General features: G+C 63.1%; 19 protein-coding genes and 1 riboswitch. Of the genes, 13 read left to right on the top strand and 6 right to left on the bottom strand.

Annotation, left to right across the window (positions count from 1 at the left end):
• Nucleotides 1–27 precede the first annotated feature (27 nt).
• Nucleotides 28–1,623: a glutamate--cysteine ligase gene (gene gshA, locus EYW45_RS14840; protein ID WP_328703637.1), complete on the bottom strand. Its 1,596-nt coding sequence runs from the start codon at nt 1,621–1,623 to the stop codon at nt 28–30.
• 201 nt (nt 1,624–1,824) lie between these two features.
• Between gshA and EYW45_RS14845 the strand changes: the two genes are divergently transcribed.
• Nucleotides 1,825–2,370, top strand: a complete 546-nt coding sequence (locus EYW45_RS14845) for a hypothetical protein (protein ID WP_235939039.1) — start codon at nt 1,825–1,827, stop codon at nt 2,368–2,370.
• Here the strand turns inward: EYW45_RS14845 and EYW45_RS14850 are convergent.
• On the bottom strand, nt 2,360–2,578 hold the full coding sequence (locus tag EYW45_RS14850) for a response regulator transcription factor (protein ID WP_161136153.1): 219 nt from the start codon (nt 2,576–2,578) through the stop codon (nt 2,360–2,362). The genes EYW45_RS14845 and EYW45_RS14850 overlap by 11 nt on opposite strands.
• 162 nt (nt 2,579–2,740) lie before the next feature.
• Here EYW45_RS14850 and EYW45_RS14855 point away from each other — a divergent pair, with 162 nt between their 5' ends.
• The 6 genes from EYW45_RS14855 (at nt 2,741) to EYW45_RS14880 (ending at nt 9,147) form a co-directional block, all read left to right on the top strand.
• Complete coding sequence (locus EYW45_RS14855; protein ID WP_161136154.1) at nt 2,741–3,634, top strand: AEC family transporter; 894 nt, start codon at nt 2,741–2,743, stop codon at nt 3,632–3,634.
• A gap of 54 nt (nt 3,635–3,688) precedes the next feature.
• Nucleotides 3,689–4,456, top strand: a complete 768-nt coding sequence (locus EYW45_RS14860; protein ID WP_161136155.1) for a GntR family transcriptional regulator — start codon at nt 3,689–3,691, stop codon at nt 4,454–4,456.
• Between the two features lie 27 nt (nt 4,457–4,483).
• A riboswitch (SAM riboswitch) is annotated at nt 4,484–4,563 on the top strand.
• Complete coding sequence (metX, locus tag EYW45_RS14865) at nt 4,554–5,798, top strand: homoserine O-succinyltransferase MetX (RefSeq protein WP_161136156.1); 1,245 nt, start codon at nt 4,554–4,556, stop codon at nt 5,796–5,798. Its footprint overlaps the riboswitch before it by 10 nt.
• A 23-nt stretch (nt 5,799–5,821) precedes the next feature.
• The gene (gene metW / locus EYW45_RS14870) at nt 5,822–6,421 is read left to right on the top strand and encodes a methionine biosynthesis protein MetW (protein ID WP_161136157.1); all 600 of its coding nucleotides are present in this window, start codon (nt 5,822–5,824) and stop codon (nt 6,419–6,421) included.
• A gap of 17 nt (nt 6,422–6,438) precedes the next feature.
• Complete coding sequence (locus tag EYW45_RS14875) at nt 6,439–7,677, top strand: muropeptide transporter (RefSeq protein WP_407924927.1); 1,239 nt, start codon at nt 6,439–6,441, stop codon at nt 7,675–7,677.
• Between the two features lie 207 nt (nt 7,678–7,884).
• On the top strand, nt 7,885–9,147 hold the full coding sequence (locus tag EYW45_RS14880) for a putative Na+/H+ antiporter (protein WP_161136159.1): 1,263 nt from the start codon (nt 7,885–7,887) through the stop codon (nt 9,145–9,147).
• A gap of 4 nt (nt 9,148–9,151) precedes the next feature.
• Here EYW45_RS14880 and EYW45_RS14885 read toward each other — a convergent pair whose 3' ends face one another.
• Entirely contained in the window at nt 9,152–9,934 is a 783-nt protein-coding gene (locus EYW45_RS14885; protein WP_161136160.1) for an exodeoxyribonuclease III, read from the bottom strand.
• Between the two features lie 93 nt (nt 9,935–10,027).
• Here EYW45_RS14885 and pyrE point away from each other — a divergent pair, with 93 nt between their 5' ends.
• Nucleotides 10,028–10,711, top strand: a complete 684-nt coding sequence (pyrE, locus tag EYW45_RS14890) for an orotate phosphoribosyltransferase (protein WP_161136161.1) — start codon at nt 10,028–10,030, stop codon at nt 10,709–10,711.
• Between the two features lie 82 nt (nt 10,712–10,793).
• Here pyrE and gatB read toward each other — a convergent pair whose 3' ends face one another.
• The 3 genes from gatB to gatC are packed head-to-tail and all read right to left on the bottom strand — an operon-like array spanning nt 10,794 to nt 14,147.
• Nucleotides 10,794–12,251: an Asp-tRNA(Asn)/Glu-tRNA(Gln) amidotransferase subunit GatB gene (gatB, locus tag EYW45_RS14895; RefSeq protein ID WP_161136162.1), complete on the bottom strand. Its 1,458-nt coding sequence runs from the start codon at nt 12,249–12,251 to the stop codon at nt 10,794–10,796.
• Nucleotides 12,252–12,304: 53 nt separating this feature from the next.
• A complete protein-coding gene (gene gatA, locus EYW45_RS14900) occupies nt 12,305–13,834 on the bottom strand; it encodes an Asp-tRNA(Asn)/Glu-tRNA(Gln) amidotransferase subunit GatA (RefSeq protein WP_161136163.1) in 1,530 nt (509 codons plus the stop codon).
• 4 nt (nt 13,835–13,838) lie between these two features.
• Nucleotides 13,839–14,147 (bottom strand): Asp-tRNA(Asn)/Glu-tRNA(Gln) amidotransferase subunit GatC, encoded by a 309-nt coding sequence (gene gatC / locus EYW45_RS14905; RefSeq protein WP_161136164.1) that lies wholly within the window; start codon nt 14,145–14,147, stop codon nt 13,839–13,841.
• A 228-nt stretch (nt 14,148–14,375) separates the two neighbouring features.
• Here gatC and EYW45_RS14910 point away from each other — a divergent pair, with 228 nt between their 5' ends.
• From EYW45_RS14910 to rodA, 5 genes are all read left to right on the top strand, one after another.
• Nucleotides 14,376–15,419 carry a rod shape-determining protein gene (locus EYW45_RS14910; protein ID WP_161136165.1) on the top strand — a complete coding sequence of 348 codons (1,044 nt, stop codon included), beginning with the start codon at nt 14,376–14,378 and terminating at the stop codon, nt 15,417–15,419.
• A gap of 87 nt (nt 15,420–15,506) precedes the next feature.
• On the top strand, nt 15,507–16,394 hold the full coding sequence (mreC, locus tag EYW45_RS14915) for a rod shape-determining protein MreC (RefSeq protein ID WP_161136166.1): 888 nt from the start codon (nt 15,507–15,509) through the stop codon (nt 16,392–16,394).
• A 79-nt stretch (nt 16,395–16,473) separates the two neighbouring features.
• Nucleotides 16,474–16,938, top strand: coding sequence for a rod shape-determining protein MreD (mreD, locus tag EYW45_RS14920; protein ID WP_161136276.1), 465 nt, complete (start codon nt 16,474–16,476; stop codon nt 16,936–16,938).
• A 3-nt stretch (nt 16,939–16,941) separates the two neighbouring features.
• Nucleotides 16,942–19,110 (top strand): penicillin-binding protein 2, encoded by a 2,169-nt coding sequence (mrdA, locus tag EYW45_RS14925; protein WP_161136167.1) that lies wholly within the window; start codon nt 16,942–16,944, stop codon nt 19,108–19,110.
• The gene (gene rodA / locus EYW45_RS14930) at nt 19,107–20,246 is read left to right on the top strand and encodes a rod shape-determining protein RodA (protein ID WP_161136168.1); all 1,140 of its coding nucleotides are present in this window, start codon (nt 19,107–19,109) and stop codon (nt 20,244–20,246) included. The genes mrdA and rodA overlap by 4 nt, the downstream gene beginning before the upstream one ends.
• Nucleotides 20,247–20,269: the final 23 nt, after the last annotated feature.

A 20,269-nucleotide genomic window follows, 5' to 3' on the forward strand; every position in this document is an offset into this window, starting at 1 on the left:
TCCTGCAAATCAAGGGGCCGCTGCGTTTCACGCCAGCGTGGACGAAGCCCGAACAAAGCCGGGCGGTGTCTTGAGCGCTTCGCGATAACGGGCGACGTAGGTGTCGAAATCGATGGCGTCGTCGGCTTCCAGCTTGCGTTGGGCTTCGATGGACGCCGCGACGCCGGCCTCGTATTCAGCAAGTAGAGCGCCCGTCAGCGGCACCTGGCGCAGCGTATCGGCATGCGCCTGGCTCTGCGCCAGGGTGTAGGCGGTAAACGACAAGCCGCTTTCGCGCATGCCGGCCAACACGCGCGCCGAGGGCGTGGCGTCGGGATTGTCGACTTTGACATGCTGCGCGGCGACCGCTTGCGCGTAGCGATCGCCGCCATACGCGCGATCGAGCACCTCGGCACAGGCGCGAATGCCGGCGAGCAGGTCGGTCGCCCAGGCTTCGCGCGAGACGGCCTCGCCGTCGCGATCGAGCATGAGGCCAGGCTTGCGGCCGGCCTTGACGATGGTCGCGAAGTTATCTTCGCTGCGTGTGCAGTACCCATTCTCGGGGAACAGGGGGCTATCGGCCGTGGCGCAATACAAGAGGAACGCATCGACGAACAGGCTGGTGTCGGCGGCGACGCCGATCGGCTCGTGGGGATCGATGTCCAGGCAACGCACTTCGATGTACTGCACGCCGCGTTCGGCCATGGCCGTGACGGGACGTTCGCAGCGGCCCGTGGCGCGTTTGGGGCGGATGATCGAGTAGTACTCGTTTTCGATCTGCAGCACGTTGGTGTTGAGCTGAATCCATTCGCCATCGCGGTGCGTGCCGATGGCTTCGTACTCGGGCCAGGGTTGCGTGACAGCGCCGTAGATGCGACCGAGAAAGGTGTCGAGATCGTTGTAGCAAAGCTTGAGCTGCGACTGGGCCTCGCTCTGATAGCCCAGATCGCTCATGCGCAAGCTGGTCGCGTAGGGCAGATAAAGCGTGTCGGCATCGAAGGTTTCGAGACCGCCGTCGCCATCGAGAAAACGGCGATCGAGCGCCGGTGCGGCACCAAACAGATACATCAGCAACCACGCATAGCGCGTGAAATTGCGGATGAGCGCGATATAGCCGGCCGACCGCCGGTCCTGCAGCGTGTCGCCCGGTGTATCCAGTTCGCTCCAGATCGCGTCCGGCAACGAGAAGTTGTAGTGCAGGCCGGCGATGCATTGCATGCGTTTGCCATAGCGCTCGGCCAGGCCGCGCCGGTAGACATGCTTGAGCATGCCGGTATTGGACGTGCCGTACCAGGCGATCGGGATCTCGGGCTCGGCAGGCAATTGCGCCGGCATCGATTGATTCCAGATCAATTCGCGGCCAAGCTTGCCGTACACATAGCGGTGGGTATCTCGCAGCTCGTCCAGCAGCGCGTCCACGCCGGTGTGCGTGCCGGTGATCAGCTCCAGCAACGCCTCGGAGTAATCGGTGGTGATTTTTTCGTTCGTGAGCGCCGACCCCAGGCTGGCGGGGTGCGGCGTCTTGGCCAGTACGCCGCTCGCGTCGACGCGCAAGCCTTCTTTTTCGATGCCGCGCAATGTCTGCGTAAGCAGATCGCGCCGGCGATCCAGGCGGTCTAGTCGGCTGTGAAATGAATCGGTCACGGTGGCGTTGTCTGTAGGGTGAAAAGTTGAGGCGAGGATTTTACGTGGTGTTGCGGCGATGCGCTGGCGCGACCTTGTATGGCACAGGGTCATGATATCCGGTGGATCGGCACGCTGGAAATATGGGCTTTGCCACTGAAATAGGCGACAATTCCGTTTGGGATCAATACGATCCGATCGATTTTGCTGGAATTTACGCCGTTGTCCGGTCTCTCTTTCTCGTGGCGCCGTGCGCTTTGTGGCGCGGTTTTGCCGCTTGCCGCCCTGTTGTCCGCCTGCTCGCCCGATTACAACTGGCGCGAATTGACGGTCGCCGACGGTCAGGTGCAAGCGATTTTTCCCGCTCGAGCCAGCACCGAATCGCGCGATCTGCCGCTGGGAAACCAGAAAATCACCTTCTCGCTGACCACGGCCACCGTCGGTGACGCGCTGTTCGCTGTGGGATACGCCCCCTTGCCGCCCGCTGCGCAAGGGGTGCCGGACATGCCGCGCCAATTGGGCGAGACGCTGATCCGATCCTTGTATGCCAATGTAGGTGCCGAGGTGCCGCAGACTTTGCCGGCCTTTGGCGACGATATTCGCATTACCGGTAAAACCGGTGTTGCCGGAAGAGCGCCACCGTGGTTGCTCGCGCGAGTATGGGTCACCGATCGGGCATTGATCGAAGTGGTGGCAATGGGCACTGCTGAGAGCCTCACGCCCGAACACGCTGCCGAATTCGTACGTGGGGCGTCGGTCAAGCGGTGACGGCATTGAGCGAACCTTGTTTCAAAGCCATCGCGACGGCGGCGGTGCGCGTGGTGGCGCCGAGTTTCGCGCGGGCATTGCCCAAATGGAAATTCACGGTGCGCTCGCTCAACTCGAGGATGCGCGCCGTTTCCCAACTGGTTTTTCCCAGGGCCACCCAATACAGACAGGCCGCCTCGCGCGGCGATAAGGGTTTGATAGACCGCATGACTTTTTTCCTTCTTGAAGCCGGTGACGTTCGCGCATTCGATCGCGATGCCCATCATGACGCCGCCGCGGCAAATAGGCCCGTGTCGATGCGCGTGCGGATTGGCGGGCCGAACGCGGCGCGCATCATGACGCCAGCCGCCGGCAGGTACGGGGTCACGCGATGACGGCATTCCTCGCGCTCTACGGTTCGGCGTTTGGCATGCTGGCGCCGTTGATCGGCATCGTCGGCATCGGCGTCGTTTGGGCCAAACGCGACTATCCGTTTGCCGGTTCGTTCATCACGGTGCTCGTCACATCGGTCACCACGCCGGCGCTGGTGTTCCACACGCTGGTCACAACGGATCTGCCGTCCGAAACCTTGTTGCTGATCGTAGGCTCCACGGTGGGCGCACTCGCGCTGGGCGCGGCAATCTCGGTGCTGATTCTCAAATTGCTCGGCATGCCGGTGCGCAAACTGTTGCTGTTGGCGGCCTTTCCCAACGCCGGCAATCTGGGGTTGCCGCTCACCCAGATGGTATTCGGCGATGAAGGGCTCTCGGCCTCGATCGCGTTTTTCGCCGTCAGCTCGTTTTTGATGCATACCTTGGGCGTGCGTTCATTGCCTGGCGCCCATGCCGCTGGCGCATGGAAAAGTCCGATTTTGCTGGCGTGCGTGGCGGCCGCGCTGGTGCGCATCACGGGTGTGGACGTGCCGGTCTGGCTGCTCGACATGACCCGCATCCTGGGTGCGGTCACCGTGCCGCTGATGTTGATCAGCCTGGGCCATGCGCTGGCACTGATTCCCACGAACAGCTTGCGTACGGGCGCCGTGGTGGGGACGATCCGGCTGTCGGTGGGCCTGTTCGTGGGGTACGCCATGGTCGCGTTCCTGCCGTTGTCGCCCCAGCTCAACGGCGCTCTGGCCATGCAGATGACGATGCCGTGCGCGGTGGTGAGCTATATGTACATTCGGCGCTACACCGATCAGCATGATGTGGCGGCGGGTGCCGTAATGGTGTCCACCGTGCTGTATGTTGTGTTGTTGCCATTCCTGATCTGGAGCACCACGCCCTGATGTGCCTGGGGCGGATAGGCGACCTACAATGACGTTGAGGCTTCGAGAATCACGATGAAAGACACTGACGCGCACGTCACCGGCGCGGACGTTCCCGCGGCTGGCGCGCAGGGTCCGCTCTACCGGCAAATCAAGGACGCCATGCTGTCCGCGCTTGCCATGGGCGAGTGGAAGCAGGGCGACGCCTTGCCGCCTGAAAAGGTGTTGGCCAGCCGGTTCGGCGTGGCGATCGGCACGCTGCGCAAGGCGATCGACGACATGGTGGCCGATGGCATCCTGACGCGGCAGCAGGGACGAGGGACGTTCGTTGCCGCGCATAAGCGCAACTCGCACTTTTTTCGCTACTTCCGCTTGCAACGCAAGGATGGCCAAAAGGCCTATCCCACCAATGCGCTGCTCACATTTCGCCGCGTGCGCGCGTCGGCCGCCGCACGTGACGCGCTGCAGCTCGGGCCGGACGAGATGGTGTTCGAGTTCAGCAACCTGCTGTCGCTGCATGGCGATGTGGTGCTGGTGGATAGCGTGGTGGTGCCGGATGCCCTGTTTCGCGGGCTGACCGAGGCGCAGCTCAAGGCGCGCCCCAGCACGCTGTACAACTTCTACCAGGATGCATTCGAGGTGAATGTGATCGCTACGGAGGAGCGGCTGTCGGTGGCGCATGCCGACCTGCAGCATGCCGTCTGGCTGGACGTGGCGCCGGGCTTTGCCGTGCTCGAGGTGCATCGCATTGCGTACTCGTATCATCAGCGCCCGGTCGAGTGGCGCATCTCCCGCATCAACACCACCCACTACGAGTACATCGGCCCGCACACGGGCGAATGACCGTATTCCCGGGTGCTAGAATATCGATCTAGTCATGGCGCCGATTTGCACTGATCCGCTTGCGGGCGCCTCATAAATCCAGCTAAAGAGGTCCGTTATGACCGCAACTCCCTTGCGCGCCACCGGCGTATCCGCCGTTGCCGCACACACACCCACAGCCGCTGATCCCGGCTCCGTCGGTGTCGTAAACGCTCAATTCCTGTCGTTCGACGTCCCGCTCAAGCTGGCCAACGGCCAGAGCCTGGATGCCTACGAGCTCGCCGTCGAAACGTATGGCACGCTCAACGCCCGCCGCGACAACGCCGTTCTCATCTGCCATGCCCTCAATGCTTCGCATCATGTGGCCGGTGTGGCGGCCGATAATCCCAAGGATATCGGCTGGTGGGACAACATGGTGGGCCCCGGCAAGCCGCTCGATACCCGCCGTTTTTTCGTGATCGGCATCAATAACCTCGGCTCGTGCTTCGGCTCCACCGGCCCGGCCAGCACCAATCCGGAAACGGGCAAGCCTTGGGGCGCGGCGTTTCCGGTGCTGACCGTGGAAGATTGGGTCCATGCACAAGCCCGCGTGGCCGATCATTTCGGTATCGACCGGTTTGCGGCCGTCATGGGCGGCTCATTGGGCGGCATGCAGGCCCTGAGCTGGGCGATTGCATTGCCCGAGCGGGTGGCGCATTGCGTGGTGATCGCCAGCACGCCGCGCCTGTCGGCGCAGAATATCGGCTTCAACGAAGTGGCGCGACGGGCGATCATCACCGACCCGGATTTTCACGGGGGCGATTACTACGCCCACGATACGGTGCCGCGCCGCGGATTATCGGTGGCGCGCATGATCGGCCACATCACGTATCAATCCGACGACGACATGGCCACCAAGTTCGGGCGCACGCAGCGGGATGCGGCGGCCGACGGCGAATACCGCTATGGCTACGACGTCGAATTCGAGGTCGAGTCGTACCTGCGCTATCAAGGCGAGAAGTTCTCGCGCTACTTCGACGCCAACACCTATCTGCTGATCACCCGGGCGCTGGATTATTTCGATCCGGCGCGGGCCACCAACGGCGATCTGGCGGTCGCGTTGGCGCCGGCGCAAGCCGATTTTCTGCTGGTGTCGTTCACCACCGATTGGCGCTTTCCGCCGGAGCGCTCGCGCGAAATGGTGCGCGCCTTGCTCAAAAGCGGCCGGCCCGTAACGTACGCCGAAATCAACGCGCCCCACGGGCACGACGCCTTCCTGCTGGACGACGAACGCTACATGGCGGTGGTGCGGGGCTACTTCGATCGCATCGCCGAAGAAATGGATTTATTGCCGCTGGATGAGAATGGGCGGGAACGTCCATGACGAGTCAGCGCACGGGAGACGCTATGACAAGCGGGTCAGCCGGTTTACGTCCGGATCTGGCGCGGATCGCCGGATGGGTGGCGCCGGGAAGCCGGGTGCTGGATCTGGGCTGTGGCGACGGCGAGTTGCTCGCGTCGCTGCGCGACGATCGGCAAGTGCTGGGCGCGGGCGTCGAAATCGACGATGCGCATGTGATTCAGTGCGTGCGGCGCGGGGTGCAGGTCATCCAGCAAAACCTGGAAGACGGGCTGGCGTTGTTCGACGACAAGCAGTTTGATACGGTCGTGCTGTCGCAGACGCTGCAGTCGATGCACCGCACCGAGCACATCCTGCGCGAGATGGCGCGGGTCGCGGATTTCGGCATCGTGTCGTTTCCCAATTTCGGTTATTGGCCGCACGGCTGGTCGATTTTGCGCGGGCGGATGCCGGTGAGCAAGCAGATGCCTTATCAGTGGTACAACACGCCTAACATCCACTTGTGCACGTTGCACGATTTCGAGGCGTTGGCCCAGGATCTGGGGTTTCGCATCCTCGAACGCGCGACGTTCAAGCACGATCGCGAAGTTCGCGTGCTGCCGCAATGGCGCAGCACGTTGGCGGCCTACCGCTTCGCGACTGTCTGATTTTCGGGAGCAGGCCCATCGCTTCGGCATATCGCATTTATTTCGGCGCACGCGTGGCGCCGTTGCTGGTGTTGGGTTTTGCGAGCGGGTTGCCGCTGGCGCTGACCGGCGGGGCACTGCAGGCCTGGGCCACCCTGGATGGGGTGTCGCTGCAGGAAATCGGCTTTCTGACGCTCGTCGGTTCGGCCTACACACTCAAGTTTCTCTGGGCACCGCTGATCGACCGCTACGTGCCGCCGTTGCTGGGCCGCCGGCGCGGCTGGATGCTGATCACGCAATTGCTGCTGTCGGTGGGCATCATGGCGATGGGCGCGTTTTCGCCCTCCAATGCACTTTTTACCCTGGCACTGCTGGCGGTGGCCGTGGCGTTCCTGTCGGCCACGCAGGACATTGCATTCGACGCCTATTGCAGCGATGTGCTGCGCCCGGAAGAACGCGGGGCCGGGGCGGCGATCCGCACCCTGGGCTATCGGCTGGCGATGGTGGTGTCCGGCGGCCTGGCGCTGGTGATTGCCGATCGCTGGCTGGGATGGGGCTATACGTACGTGATGATGGGCGGCCTGATGGCCTTGTGTGCCATCGCCACGTTGCTGGCGCCTGAGCCCGAGGCACCGGCCAGACAGCCACGGTCACTGGCGCGCGCCGTGATCGAACCTTTCAAGGATTTCTTCAGCCGCGGCGATGCGCTCACCATTCTGGCGCTCATCGTGTTCTACAAGTTGGGCGATGCATTTGCCGGCGCCTTGTCGACCACGTTCCTGATTCGCGGTGCAGGTTTTTCAGCTACCGAGGTCGGGACCGTCAACAAGGTTCTCGGTCTGACGGCCACGATTTTCGGGGCCTTGGCCGGCGGCACGCTGATGGCGCGGTTGGGCTTGTACAAGTCGCTGATGTGGTTTGGCGTGCTGCAGGCCGTGTCGAATCTGGCGTATTGGCTGATTGCGATCAGCCCGAAAAGCATCGCGCTCATGGCGCTGGGCGTAGGCATCGAGAACGTGTGCGGCGGCCTGGGCACGGCTGCGTTCGTGGCGCTGTTGATGGCGCTCTGCGCGGGCCAATTCTCGGCCACGCAATTCGCGTTGCTCTCGGCGTTGTCGGCCGTGGGCCGAACGTATCTGGCCGGGCCGTTGACGCCGGTGCTGGTGGAGTCTTTCGGTTGGCCGGTGTTCTTTTTGTTGACCGTGCTGATCGCCGTGCCGGGATTGGTGTTGCTCTGGTTGCGACGGCGCGACATCGACGCGCTGGACCGAAAGTAGGGCTGTTTGGCGGTAAGGAAGCCGGGCGTCGCGTCGCCGCCTGGCTGTGGCGGCAGGGAAAGAGCGGCAGGTAGGAGCGACAGGCAGGAAAGGCAGGCAGGAAAGGCAGGCAGGAACGGCAGGCAGGAACGGCAGGCAGGAAACATTTAGACTGTGAGCGGCTGCTAGCATCCGCGGTCCCTTGCCGTTATCGCACCAGAGGCCGCCATGGACGCAAGCACGATTCATTATGTTGCCGCAGGGCTGTTCGCCTTCGCGCTCATTCATACCTTCGCCGCAAAATCGATCGAGAAGCTGTCGCTGCGTTATCCGCGGCATGGCGGCATGTTCCATTTGCTGGGCGAGGTGGAGGTGGTATTCGGCTTCTGGGCCGCCCTTCTCATCGCTGCGATGGCACTCATCGCCGGTGGCGAATCCGCACTGAGTTACGCCGAATCTCGCAATTACACCGAGCCGCTGTTCGTCTTTGTCGTGATGGTGGTGGCCGCTTCTCGGCCGATTCCGTTGGCGATGATGCAAACCGTCGATGCCATGGCGCGTGTGCTGCCGATGCGCGATGCCACGGCGCGAGTGTGGCTGGGGCTGGCCTTGGTGCCGCTTGCCGGATCCTTGATCACCGAGCCTGCCGCGATGACGATCGCGGCGTTGATGCTGCGCGCGCAGGTGTTTCGCGCAGGCGTGCCCGAACGGCTCAAGTACGCCGCATTGGGGGTGCTGTTCGTCAATATATCGGTGGGTGGCACGCTCACCTCCTACGCCGCACCGCCGGTGCTGATGGTGGCGCAGGCCTGGGGTTGGGATACGGCGTTCATGGCCGCCACCTTCGGTTGGAAAGCGGCGATTGCCCTGCTGATCAACGCCAGCGCAATCACGTATCTGCTGCGCGAGTACGTCAATACGGCGCCGCCGATCGCCGTGCATGGCCGTGAGCGCGCGCCGATTCCGCTGCTGGTCACGGTGATTCATGTGATCTTTCTCGCCGGCGTGGTGGTGTTTGCGCATCACCCGGTCGTTTTTCTGGCGCTGTTCCTCTTTTTCATCGGTTACACACAGGCGTATCCCGCCGCCCAAAATCCACTCATCATCAAGGAAGCGTTGCTGGTCGGGTTTTTCTTGGGCGGTCTTGTGGTGCTGGGCGGCATGCAGCAATGGTGGCTGCAGCCTATCGTGTCAAGCCTGGCGCCTGCGGCGTTGTTCATCAGCGCATTGGGCCTTACGGCAATTACGGATAACGCTGCGCTCACTTACCTCGGTTCGCTGATCGTGGGCATGTCGGACGAGGCCAAGTACATGCTGATGGCGGGTGCCGTGGCAGGTGGCGGCTTGACCGTGATCGCCAATGCGCCCAATCCCGCAGGGGTGGCGCTGTTGCGCCGGGGCTTCGAGCATGAAGCCGTCGGGATGGGGAGCTTGCTGCTGGGGGCGCTGCCGCCCACCGTGGTGGCGGGCGGGCTGCTGTTTCTGCTTTGAGCGTTCAGACGCCGGGGTAGTCGTAGTCGATCGTCAGCGGCGCATGGTCGCTGAAGCGGTCGGTTTTGTAGATCGATGCCGCAGTCGCGGTGGCGGCGATATCGGCGGTGGCGATCTGGTAGTCGATGCGCCATCCCACGTTGTTGGCGCGCGCCTGTCCGCGGTTGCTCCACCAGGTGTAGGCGTCGCCCGTGGCTTCCGGGTGCAGACGGCGATACACGTCGACCCAGGCCAGCTCGTCGAACACGCGCGTGAGCCATGCCCGCTCTTCAGGCAGGAAACCGCTGTTCTTGAGATTGCCTTTCCAATTCTTCAGGTCGATTTCCTTGTGCGCGATGTTCCAGTCGCCACACAGGATGACTTCGCGTCCGCGGCGGGCGAGATCGATCAGGTGGGCGAAAAAGTGCTCCATGAACACAAACTTCGCCGACTGACGGTGATCGCCGCTCGAGCCCGACGGCAAGTAGAGCGAGATGACTGACAGCTTGTCGTAGACCAGTTCGATATACCGGCCTTCAGCATCGATTTCGGGAATGCCCAGACCTTCGATGACTTGCAGTGGCTGCTTGCGGGCGATGATGCCAACCCCGCTGTAGCCCTTCTTCTCGGCGTAGTGGAAATAGCCGTAGCAGCCATCGGGGTTGAGCATGTCTGCCGTCATGTCGGCGGCCTGCGCCTTGAGTTCTTGCAGGCAGACGAAGTCCGCGTTCTGCTGGGCGAGCCAAGGCAGAAAACCTTTGTTGACGGCTGAACGGATGCCGTTCAGATTGGCGGAGATGACGCGCATGGGAGCTCTCTATCGGGTCAGGTGACTCGCAGTGTAAAAGAATCGCGGATAATGTCGCCTTCGCCAATTGCTTTGCCGCCGCGCCAATCCACCATGACCGCTTCCACACCGTCCACTTCCGCCGTCGATTTCGTGCGCTTCGCGCTGTCTGCCAACGTGCTGCGTTTCGGCAGTTTCAAGGTCAAGTCCGGCCGCATCAGCCCGTATTTTTTCAACGCGGGCTTGTTCAATAGCGGCGCGCTGGTGGGCAAGCTGGCGCAGTTTTACGCCGATGCGCTGGCGCAGTCCGGTGTGCCGTTCGATATGCTGTTCGGGCCGGCCTACAAAGGCATTCCGCTGGCCACCGCCACGTCGGTGGCACTGGCGAGTCATCCCGACATGGCGGGCCGCGATATTCCATTTGCCTACAACCGCAAAGAGGCCAAGGATCACGGCGAGGGCGGCACGCTCGTGGGCGCGCCGTTGGCCGGCCGGGTCGTCATCATCGACGACGTCATCACGGCGGGCACCTCGGTGCGCGAGTCGGTCGACATCATTCGCGCCGCGGGCGCGGAGCCCGCTGCCGTGCTGATCGCCATGGACCGCATGGAACGCGCCGGTGCCGACGATGCCTTGTCGGCGCATTCGGCGGTGCAAGCGGTGGCCGATACGTATGGCATACCGGTGGTGAGCATCGCATCGCTCACCGATATCCTGACGTTGATCGAGCGTGACGATACGTTTGCCGAACATCGCGCGGCAGTACTGGCGTACCGGTCGCGGTACGGCGTCGCGTAAATAAAACAGCCCCGGCAGATCGAATCTGGCGGGGCTGTGCGGCGCGCGGTACCGCGCGCCCAGCGGATCCGAATGCCGCCGATCAGGCGTCGAGTTTCGCCTTCAACAGATCGTTGACCTGCTGCGGATTGGCCTTGCCGCGAGCGGCTTTCATGATCTGGCCGACCAGCGAGTTGAAGGCTTTTTGCTTGCCCGCGCGGTATTCGGCCACGATTGCCGGATTGGCGGCGAGCACCTCGTCGATCATGGCGCCGATCGCACCCGTATCGCTGATCTGCTTCAGGCCGCGCGCCTCGATGATGGCATCCGGTTGGCCGCCTGCTTCACCGGCCCACATCGCACCGAAAACCTCGCGGGCGATCTTGTTGGAAATCGTGCCATCGACGATGCGGTTGATGAGCGCGGCCAGCGCCGGCGCCTGAACCGGCATGGCGGCCACGGTTAGGTCATCGCGGTTCAGCGAGGCCGTGACTTCACCCATGATCCAGTTGGCGGCCAGCTTGGCCTGGCCCGCCGGCAATGCGCGCGCCACCGTCTCGAAATAGGCCGACATGGCCGCATCGGATGTGATCTGCGCGGCGTCGTAGGCCGAGAGGTCGTATTCGGTTTCGAAGCGTGCGCGCTGGGCGTCGGGCAGCTCCGGCATCTCGGCGCGCACCCGTGCGATCCAGTCTTCGCCGATGATCAGCGGGGGCAGATCGGGATCGGGGAAATAGCGGTAGTCGTGCGCGTCTTCCTTGCTGCGCATGCTGCGCGTTTCGTCGCGATCGGCGTCGTACAGGCGCGTCTCTTGAACGACCGTGCCGCCGTCTTCGATGAGTTCGATCTGACGGCGCACTTCGTACTGAATGGCACGTTCGAGAAAGCGGAACGAGTTGACGTTCTTGACCTCGGCACGCGTGCCGAACTCCGCCTGGCCTTCCGGCCGCACCGAGACGTTGGCATCGATGCGAAACGAGCCTTCCTGCATATTGCCGTCGCAGATGCCGAGCCACAGCACCAGCGCATGCAGCTTGCGTGCGTAGGCCACGGCTTCGGCCGCCGAGCGCATTTCGGGCTCGGTCACGATTTCGAGCAATGGTGTGCCCGCGCGGTTCAAATCGATGCCGCTTGCGGGTGCGCCGTTGGGCAGCGAAAAATCGTCGTGCATCGACTTGCCGGCGTCTTCTTCCAGATGCGCGCGCGTCAGGTTGATCGTGCGCTCTTCTTCGCCCACGAAAAACGACACCGTGCCGCCTTGCACCACCGGGATCTCGTACTGGCTGATCTGGTAGTTCTTGGGCAGGTCGGGATAGAAATAGTTTTTACGCGCAAAGATCGAGCGCGGCGCGATGTGCGCATTCACCGCCAGGCCGAAGCGGATCGCGCGCTCGACGGCGCCGCGGTTCATGACCGGCAGGCTGCCGGGCAGGGCGAGATCGACCAGATTGGCCTGAGTGTTGGGCGCCGCGCCGAAGCGCGTGCTGCTGCCCGAAAAAATCTTGGATTCGGTCGAGAGCTGAACGTGCGTCTCGAGCCCGATGACGATTTCCCAACGCATACTGGCGTCCTAATGTGCAATACAAGTGCAAAACAAACTGCGGATGACGAGGTTCAAGCGCCGGGGCGCTGGCGATGCCAATCGGTGACTTGCTGATAACGATCGGCGACGGCCAACAGTCGGCCTTCGTCGAAATAATTGCCGATGATCTGCAGGCCGACAGGGCGTTTGGCATGGGCGGCGACGCCGAAGCCGCACGGCACCGACATGGCAGGCAGGCCGGCCAGGCTCACGCCCAGCGTGTATACATCCGCCAGCCAGTCGGCCGTGGGGTCGTCGCGGTTTTCGCCGATGTTCTTGGCCACGCCCGGCGTGACCGGACCCATGATCACATCGCACTGTTCGAACGCACTGCGGAAATCGTCGACGATCATGCGGCGCAGGCGTTGGGCTTGCAGGTAGTAAGCGTCGTAATAGCCATGCGACAGCACGTACGCGCCGATCAGCATGCGGCGCTGCACTTCCGGGCCCAGCCCTTCGGCACGCGAGCGGCTCGTCATGTCGGCCAGATCGGTGTAGGTGGCGGTGCGGTGACCGTATCGCACACCGTCGTAGCGCGACAGGTTGCTCGAGGCTTCCGCGGGCGCGATCACGTAGTACGCGGGAATCGCAAGCTCGGTGCGGGGCAGCGAAATCGCGACGCGCACGGCGCCCAGCGACTCGTAAACCGCCAAGGCAGCTTCGACGGCCGCGGCCACTTCCGGCGTCAGTCCGGCGCCGAAGTACTCCTTCGGCACCCCGATGCGCAGGCCTTCGAGCGGCCGGCTGCTCTTGGCGTCGAAAGCAGTTTGTGCGTGGTTGAAATCAGTGCGCACCCGGCCCGGCGCATTAGCAACGCCGTTGCAGGTTTCGATGCTGGTGGCGTCGCGCTCGTCGAAGCCGCTGACCACGTCGAGAATTTCAAGGAGGTCGCGGCTGCTGGCGGCGATAGGGCCGGCCTGATCCAGGCTGGAGCCGAACGCCACCATGCCGAAGCGCGAGACGGTGCCGTAGGTGGGTTTGATGCCACTGACCCCGCACAGCGCGGCGGGCTGACGTACCGAGCCCCCCGTATCGGTGCCGGTGGATGCGGGCACCAGGCGAGCGGCGACGGCGGCGGCCGAGCCGCCCGACGAGCCGCCGGGCACCGCCAGGCGATCCCACGGGTTGCGCACGGCACCGAAGGCTGAGTTTTCGTTGCCCGATCCCATCGCGAATTCGTCGCAATTGAGCTTGCCCAGGGACACGGCACCGGCAGTAGCGAGCCGCTCGACCACGGTCGCGTCGAACGGGCTGGTGTAGTTCGCCAGCATCTTGCTGGCGGCGGTGGTGCGCCACTGGCGCGTGACGAACACGTCCTTGTGGGCGATGGGCACGCCGGTCAGCGGGCCCGCGGTGCCGGCTGCAATGGCCGCGTCTGCCGCACGCGCTTGCGCCAGCGTGAGCTCGGCATCGGTGTGCAGAAAGGCATTCAGGTCGCCGGCACCGGCAATGGCGTCCAACGCGCTCTGGGCGAGTTCGACGGCGCTGACCTGACGGGCGGCGACGGCGTCGCGCAAGGCGGCGATGCCGTCGAATTGGGTGTGAAGCGGGGCTGTCGACATGGACTTACTCGATGACCTTGGGAACCAGAAACACGCCTTCCGCGGTGGCGGGGGCGTTGGCGAGGAGCGCCTGGCGCTGCTCGACGGAGGCCGTCTCGGTGACGGCATCCTCGCGCAGCCGCAGGCTGACCTCGGCGAGCGCCGACAGCGGGTGCGCCAACGGCTCCACGCCGGTGGTGTCCACCGACTGCAGCTTGGCAATGATGTCGAGCATGCCGTTTAATTCGTGCTCCGCGCGGGTCAACTGATCCGGAGTCAATGCGATGCGGGCCAGCCGAGCGATGCGGACCACGTCCTGTTCTGTGAGCGCCATGGGTAGTTACGAAAAAGATGAGATCGAGCGAATGGGCGCGTAGCCCGCGTGTTGCGGTCAATCCAGCGCTATGAACGTCAATTCGCCGGGATTTGTGCGCTATTTCCGGCGAAATTATAAGTTATGATTCACGATTCCATCGCCGCGGCGTTTCGGCGGGCTTGCGTATACGCGAGTCAGACGCCCCCGCAGCATGACTTCACACACATCGAATCGAGCTGAGCTCCCATGTTCGGATTTCTGCGTAGTTACTTTTCCAGCGATATGGCGATCGACCTCGGGACCGCCAACACGCTTATTTATGTTCGTGGCAAAGGCATCGTCCTGGATGAACCGTCCGTCGTCGCCATTCGGCACGAAGGCGGTCCGCACGGCAAGAAGATCATTCAAGCCGTCGGTCGCGAGGCCAAGCAAATGTTGGGCCGGGTTCCAGGCAATATCGAAGCCATCAGGCCGATGAAGGATGGCGTTATCGCCGACTTCACGGTCACCGAGCAAATGCTCAAGCAATTCATACGCATGGTGCATCCCCGCAGCATGTTCGCACCGAGCCCGCGGATCATCGTCTGCGTGCCCTGCGGCTCGACCCAGGTCGAGCGCCGTGCCATTCGCGAATCCGCGTTGGGCGCAGGTGCCTCGCACGTATATCTGATCGAAGAGCCGATGGCAGCCGCCATCGGTGCCGGGCTGGCTGTGTCCGACGCCAGCGGCTCCATGGTGGTCGATATCGGTGGCGGTACCACTGAAGTCGCCATCATTTCGCTCGGCGGCATGGTCTACAAGGGTTCCGTGCGCGTGGGCGGCGATAAGTTCGACGAGGCCATCGTCAACTACATCCGTCGCAATTACGGCATGTTGATCGGCGAACCTACCGCCGAATTGATCAAGAAGCAGATCGGCTCCGCATTCCCGGGGTCGGAAGTCCGCGAAATCGAGGTCAAGGGCCGCAATCTGGCCGAGGGCGTTCCCCGCAGCTTCACGGTCTCGTCCAACGAGATCCTGGAGTCGCTGACCGATCCGCTCAACCAGATCGTGTCTGCGGTCAAGATCGCGCTCGAACAAACGCCGCCCGAACTCGGGGCGGATATCACCGATAAGGGCATTGCCCTCACCGGCGGGGGCGCGCTGTTGCGCGACCTCGATCGCCTGCTGCAAGAAGAAACGGGTCTCCCCGTCGTTGTTGCCGACGATCCGCTGACGTGCGTGGTGCGCGGCTGCGGCGAGGCGCTCGAGCATCTCGAAAAGCTCGGCGCGATTTTCATCAACGACTGACCGGCGCGGGCTTTTGCCGGCGTCCTCGGACGCGGGCACCGACCGGTTTCGATGGTTTGGTGCGCGCGGCGCTTGCATTGAGTATTCATGGCAAGACATCACGGGACTCCGCGACTTTTTCGGCACGGCCCTTCGGCCGAAGTGCGGCTGTTGGTGCTGGCCCTGGTCGCTTTGGCGCTTTTGATCACCGATGCACGCATTCGCGTGCTCGATCCCGTTCGTCAGGCCGTGGCCGTTGCGCTCTATCCCTTTCAACGGGTGGTATTGCTGCCGCGCGATGGCGTACAAACCGTCTACGAATGGATGAACGCCGCGAGCCTGATCCGCAACGAGAACGAGGCGTTGCAAAGGCAGCGCATCGAGCTCTCGCAGGTGGCCTCGCATGCTGCCCAACTGGCCGCAGAAAACGCGCAGTTGCGTCGTCTGCTGGGCATTTCCGATACCACCGCCCAGTCCGCCGTGGTGGTCGAGGTGCTCTACGAGCCGCCCAATTCCTTCAATCAGCGTCTGGTGTTCAACAAAGGCAGTAACGCCGGCATCGCCCCAGGCATGCCCGTGATCGACGAAGGCGGGGTGGTCGGGCAGATCATCCGCGTGACGCCGATGACGGCCGAAGCCGCCCTGGTGACCGACGAGCAGGTTTCCATCCCGGTGCAGATTTTGCGCAACGGGCTGCGCTTGATCGCGTTCGGCGGCGACTCCGCAGGCGAAATGGAAGTACGCTATCTGGCAGCCAATGCGGATATCCGTCAAGGCGACACGATTGTCACCAGCGGCGTCGGCGGCTTGTTTCCTGCCGGATTGCCGGTGGCCAAAGTCGATTCGGTCGAGCGCGATACGGCATCCGGTTTTGCGCGCGCGGTGGTTCAGCCGCTGGCGCATCCCGAGCGTTACCGGCACTTTCTGGTGCTGCAAGTGGATACAGCGGGCGCGAATATGAACCGTGACGAGGCACAGGCCGGTGAAAAGCAATAAGGCCAATCAAGCGAGCGCGCTGGCGGCGCGCCGCATCGTCGAGCCCGAACGCGTCGCGCGTCCGGCGCATACGGCATTCATGTGGGGCACGGTCATCGTGGCCTGGCTGGTGTCGCTCCTGCCCTGGCGGCTCTGGCCGGGCTCACCCGATCTGCTGCTGGTCGTGATTGCGTTCTGGTGCATTCACGAGCCGTCGCGCATCGGCATGTTTACCGCATTCGTCTTCGGCATCCTGATGGATGTGCATGACGCGGGTTTGCTCGGCGAACACGCCTTGGCGTACACCTTGGTGGCATACGGGGCGATCGTGCTGCATCGTCGTTTGCAGCGCTTCGATTTGCTCAGCCAGGCCATCCATATGCTGCCGGTGTTCATCGTGGCCGAATTGCTTACCGTCGTGATTCACGCGTGGCTGGCAGGCGCCTGGCCCGGCTGGCAATGGGGCTTGGGCGCTGCGCTCACGGCCGCGATTTTTCCCGTGGTCGGATGGGTGTTGCATCTGCCTACCCGTGGTGCGGACGACGGCGAACCCGCGTCTTCCTGATTCATGTTCGAATTCAAAAAAACCGGCCAGCAGCAGAAGCAGCGCTTTCGCTTTCGCGCCTGGGTGGGCGGTGCCTTCGCACTCGCCTTCTTTCTCGCGTTGGGCGGACGGTTCTGGTATTTGCAGGTTGACCGCTACGAGGGATTTTCCGAGCGGGCCGATCGCAACCGGATTTCGGTGGTGCCGATCCCGCCGCGCCGCGGTCAGATTCTCGATCGCAACGGTGCCGTGCTGGCGCGCAACTACCGCACCTATACGCTTGAAGTCGTGCCGGCCAAGGCGGGCAATCTGGATGCGCTGTTCGAGCGCTTGATGCCGCTTGTGTATGTGAGCCCGGCGGATCAGCGCCGCTTCAAACGCCGCGTGGGCGAATCGAGCCGCTACGCCAGCCTGATGTTGCGCAATAACCTGAACGATACCGAGGCGGCGTGGTTTTCGGCGCACGCCTTCGAATTTCCGGGTGTTGAATTGCGCGCCCGCTGGGTGCGCGAATATCCGTTCGGGCAGGTGGCCGGTCACGTCGTCGGATATATCGGGCGCATCGCCGAGAACGACGTCGAAAATCTCGAAGAGGCCGGCCAGCTCGGCAATTATCGCGGCACCGATGTGATCGGCAAGAAAGGCGTCGAGAAGACCTGGGAAGCGGTCTTGCACGGCCAGACCGGTCTGGACGAAGTGGAAGTCAATGCGGCGGGCCGCCCCGTGCGCGCGTTGCGCCGGGTCGATCCCGTGCCGGGCGCCGATATCAAGTTGTCGCTGGACATGGGCTTGCAACGTGTGGCCGAGAACGCATTCGGGAATCGCCGTGGCGCGCTGGTGGCGATCGAGCCGGCCACGGGGCAGATCCTCGCCTTCGTGTCGCAGCCGTCGTTCGATCCCAATCTGTTCATCGACGGCATCGATGTGGAAAGCTGGCGCGGACTGAACGAGTCGCCCGATCATCCGCTCATCAATCGGCCGTTGTACGGCACTTATCCGATCGGTTCGACGTACAAGCCGTTTGTGGCGCTGGCGGCGCTGGAGCTGGGCAAACGCTCGGCTTCGCAGCGGGTGTCCGATCCCGGTTACTTCGAGTTCGGCGGTCAACGCTTCCGCAACGCGGGCAGCGCGGCCTATGGGTCGACCGACATGCACAAGGCGCTGGTAGTGTCTTCGGACACGTATTTCTATTCGTTGGGCCCGGAAATCGGCGTCAACGCATTGCACGATTTCTCGAAGCAGTTCGGCTTCGGGCAATTGACCGGTATCGATCTGGAAGGCGAGCGGGCTGGTGTGTTGCCTTCGACCGAATGGAAACGCCGCGCGTATAAAAAACGCGAACAGCAGCAATGGTATGCGGGCGAAACGATTTCGGTCGCGGTGGGCCAGGGCTACAACTCGTTCACGTTGCTGCAGCTGGCGCAAGCCACTTCCACGCTTGCCAACAACGGCCTGTATCTGAAGCCCCACATCGTGGCGGCCAAGAAAGATACGCGCAATGGCCGCGAAGACGACGTCATTCCAGGCTCATACCAGATCCCCTTGAAGCAGCAGAACATCGACGTCGTGAAGTCGGCCTTGGCCGATGTGGTGCGCGTCGGCACGGCGCGGCGGGCGTTTGCGGGCACGCCTTATCAGGCGGCCGGCAAGACAGGCACCGCGCAGGTGTATAGCCTGCGCGGTGCGAAGTACAGTGCGTCGTCGATCGACGAACGCCTGCGCGATCACGCGTTGTTCATGGGTTTCGCACCGGCCGACAAGCCGAAGATCGCCGTGGCGCTGATCGTTGAAAACGCCGGTTGGGGCGCCAGCGTGGCCGCGCCCGTTGCACGCCAGGTGTTCGACTACTGGCTGCTGCACAAGATTCCGGATGGTCCGGCCAATCCCGATCCTGAAGAGGGCGTGGAGGAAGAGGGCGACGTGGTCGATATCGGCACCGATGCGCCCGGCGCGCCGTCGCAGCCCCTGGTGCCGCCTGCCCCGGCGTTGCCGCTGGTGCCCACGGGCGCCACCGATGAATCGGCGGAATCGTATCTGCCGTTCAATGGGCATCCGCTGTTGCGCGGGCCATTTCCGCCTCCGCCGTTCGATACGCGTGTCGCGCCGACGGTGGCGTTGCCGCCGACCAATAGTTTGTCGTATCGGGCGATCGGTATGCCGACCGCCACGATTTTGCCTCCCGATACCCCATGAAGCGTCTTGGCCTCATCCTGCTGCGCGTGCTGACGGCTTTCGACTGGCCGCTGCTCTTCATCCTGCTGATGTTCGCTACGCTGGGCCTGACCGTGATGCACTCGGCCGTGGGCAGCACCGATTGGCGGTTCGCCGAGCAATCGCGCAACTTCATGATTGCCTTCGCATGCATGTGGGTGGTCGCACTCGCGCCGCCGCGCCTGCTGATGAAGGCGGCGGTGCCGTTGTATGTGATCGGCGTGGTGCTGCTGCTGGGCGTGGAATTTTTCGGCGAAACCAGCAAAGGTGCCACGCGCTGGCTCAACCTGGGCATCACACGCATTCAGCCGTCCGAGATGTTGAAGATTTCGGTGCCGTTGATGCTTGCCTGGTATTTTCAGCGGCACGACGGTCAGGTGCGCGTGCGGGATTTTTTCGCAGCCGGTGCGTTGCTCTGCATACCCTTCGCGTTGATCGTCAAGCAGCCCGACCTGGGCACCGCCTTGCTGGTGTTCGGCGCCGGGTTTTGCGTGATTTACTTTGCGGGTCTGTCGTTCAAGCTGCTGGTGCCGCTGATTACGGTGGGCATCATCGGCGTGAGCACGTTGGTGTATTACGAAGATCAGCTCTGCCTGCCCGATGTGGATTGGGTGGTGTTGCACGACTATCAAAAGCATCGCGTGTGCACGCTGCTCAATCCGAGTTCCGATCCTTTGGGCAAAGGGTTTCACACGATTCAATCGATGATCGCGGTGGGTTCCGGCGGGCTGTACGGCAAGGGATATATGCGCGGTACCCAAACCCATCTGGACTTCATCCCTGAACGCACCACCGACTTCATTTTTGCCGTGTATGCCGAGGAGTTCGGCTTTTACGGCGGCGTGTTGCTGCTGATTCTGTATGGCCTGCTCATCGCGCGCGGGCTCACGATCGCCGCGCGATCGGCCACCCAGTTCGGCCGCCTGCTGGCGGGCGCGTTGACGATGATGTTCTTCATCTATGTGTTCGTGAACGTCGGGATGGTTACCGGCGTGCTGCCGGTGGTGGGGGTACCGTTGCCGTTCATGAGCTATGGCGGCACCGCCTTGCTCACCATGGGCGTGGCGTGCGGGATTTTGATGAGCATCGGCCGCTACCGTGGCCCCAAGGCGAGCTGAGCACAGCCCTGGCGCCAACGTGA

This window comes from Schauerella aestuarii, from assembly GCF_009866805.1.
GTDB classification, from domain to species: Bacteria; Pseudomonadota; Gammaproteobacteria; order Burkholderiales; family Burkholderiaceae_B; genus Schauerella; species Schauerella aestuarii.

Coding starts and splice junctions, on each gene's coding strand:
- EYW45_RS14850 (WP_161136153.1), bottom strand. CDS start 2,578: ATGCGGTCTATCAAACCCTTATCGCCGCGCGAGGCGGCCTGTCTGTAT.
- EYW45_RS14855 (WP_161136154.1), top strand. CDS start 2,741: ATGACGGCATTCCTCGCGCTCTACGGTTCGGCGTTTGGCATGCTGGCG.
- EYW45_RS14860 (WP_161136155.1), top strand. CDS start 3,689: ATGAAAGACACTGACGCGCACGTCACCGGCGCGGACGTTCCCGCGGCT.
- metX (WP_161136156.1), top strand. CDS start 4,554: ATGACCGCAACTCCCTTGCGCGCCACCGGCGTATCCGCCGTTGCCGCA.
- metW (WP_161136157.1), top strand. CDS start 5,822: ATGACAAGCGGGTCAGCCGGTTTACGTCCGGATCTGGCGCGGATCGCC.
- EYW45_RS14880 (WP_161136159.1), top strand. CDS start 7,885: ATGGACGCAAGCACGATTCATTATGTTGCCGCAGGGCTGTTCGCCTTC.
- EYW45_RS14885 (WP_161136160.1), bottom strand. CDS start 9,934: ATGCGCGTCATCTCCGCCAATCTGAACGGCATCCGTTCAGCCGTCAAC.
- pyrE (WP_161136161.1), top strand. CDS start 10,028: ATGACCGCTTCCACACCGTCCACTTCCGCCGTCGATTTCGTGCGCTTC.
- gatB (WP_161136162.1), bottom strand. CDS start 12,251: ATGCGTTGGGAAATCGTCATCGGGCTCGAGACGCACGTTCAGCTCTCG.
- gatA (WP_161136163.1), bottom strand. CDS start 13,834: ATGTCGACAGCCCCGCTTCACACCCAATTCGACGGCATCGCCGCCTTG.
- gatC (WP_161136164.1), bottom strand. CDS start 14,147: ATGGCGCTCACAGAACAGGACGTGGTCCGCATCGCTCGGCTGGCCCGC.
- EYW45_RS14910 (WP_161136165.1), top strand. CDS start 14,376: ATGTTCGGATTTCTGCGTAGTTACTTTTCCAGCGATATGGCGATCGAC.
- mreC (WP_161136166.1), top strand. CDS start 15,507: ATGGCAAGACATCACGGGACTCCGCGACTTTTTCGGCACGGCCCTTCG.
- mreD (WP_161136276.1), top strand. CDS start 16,474: ATGTGGGGCACGGTCATCGTGGCCTGGCTGGTGTCGCTCCTGCCCTGG.
- mrdA (WP_161136167.1), top strand. CDS start 16,942: ATGTTCGAATTCAAAAAAACCGGCCAGCAGCAGAAGCAGCGCTTTCGC.
- rodA (WP_161136168.1), top strand. CDS start 19,107: ATGAAGCGTCTTGGCCTCATCCTGCTGCGCGTGCTGACGGCTTTCGAC.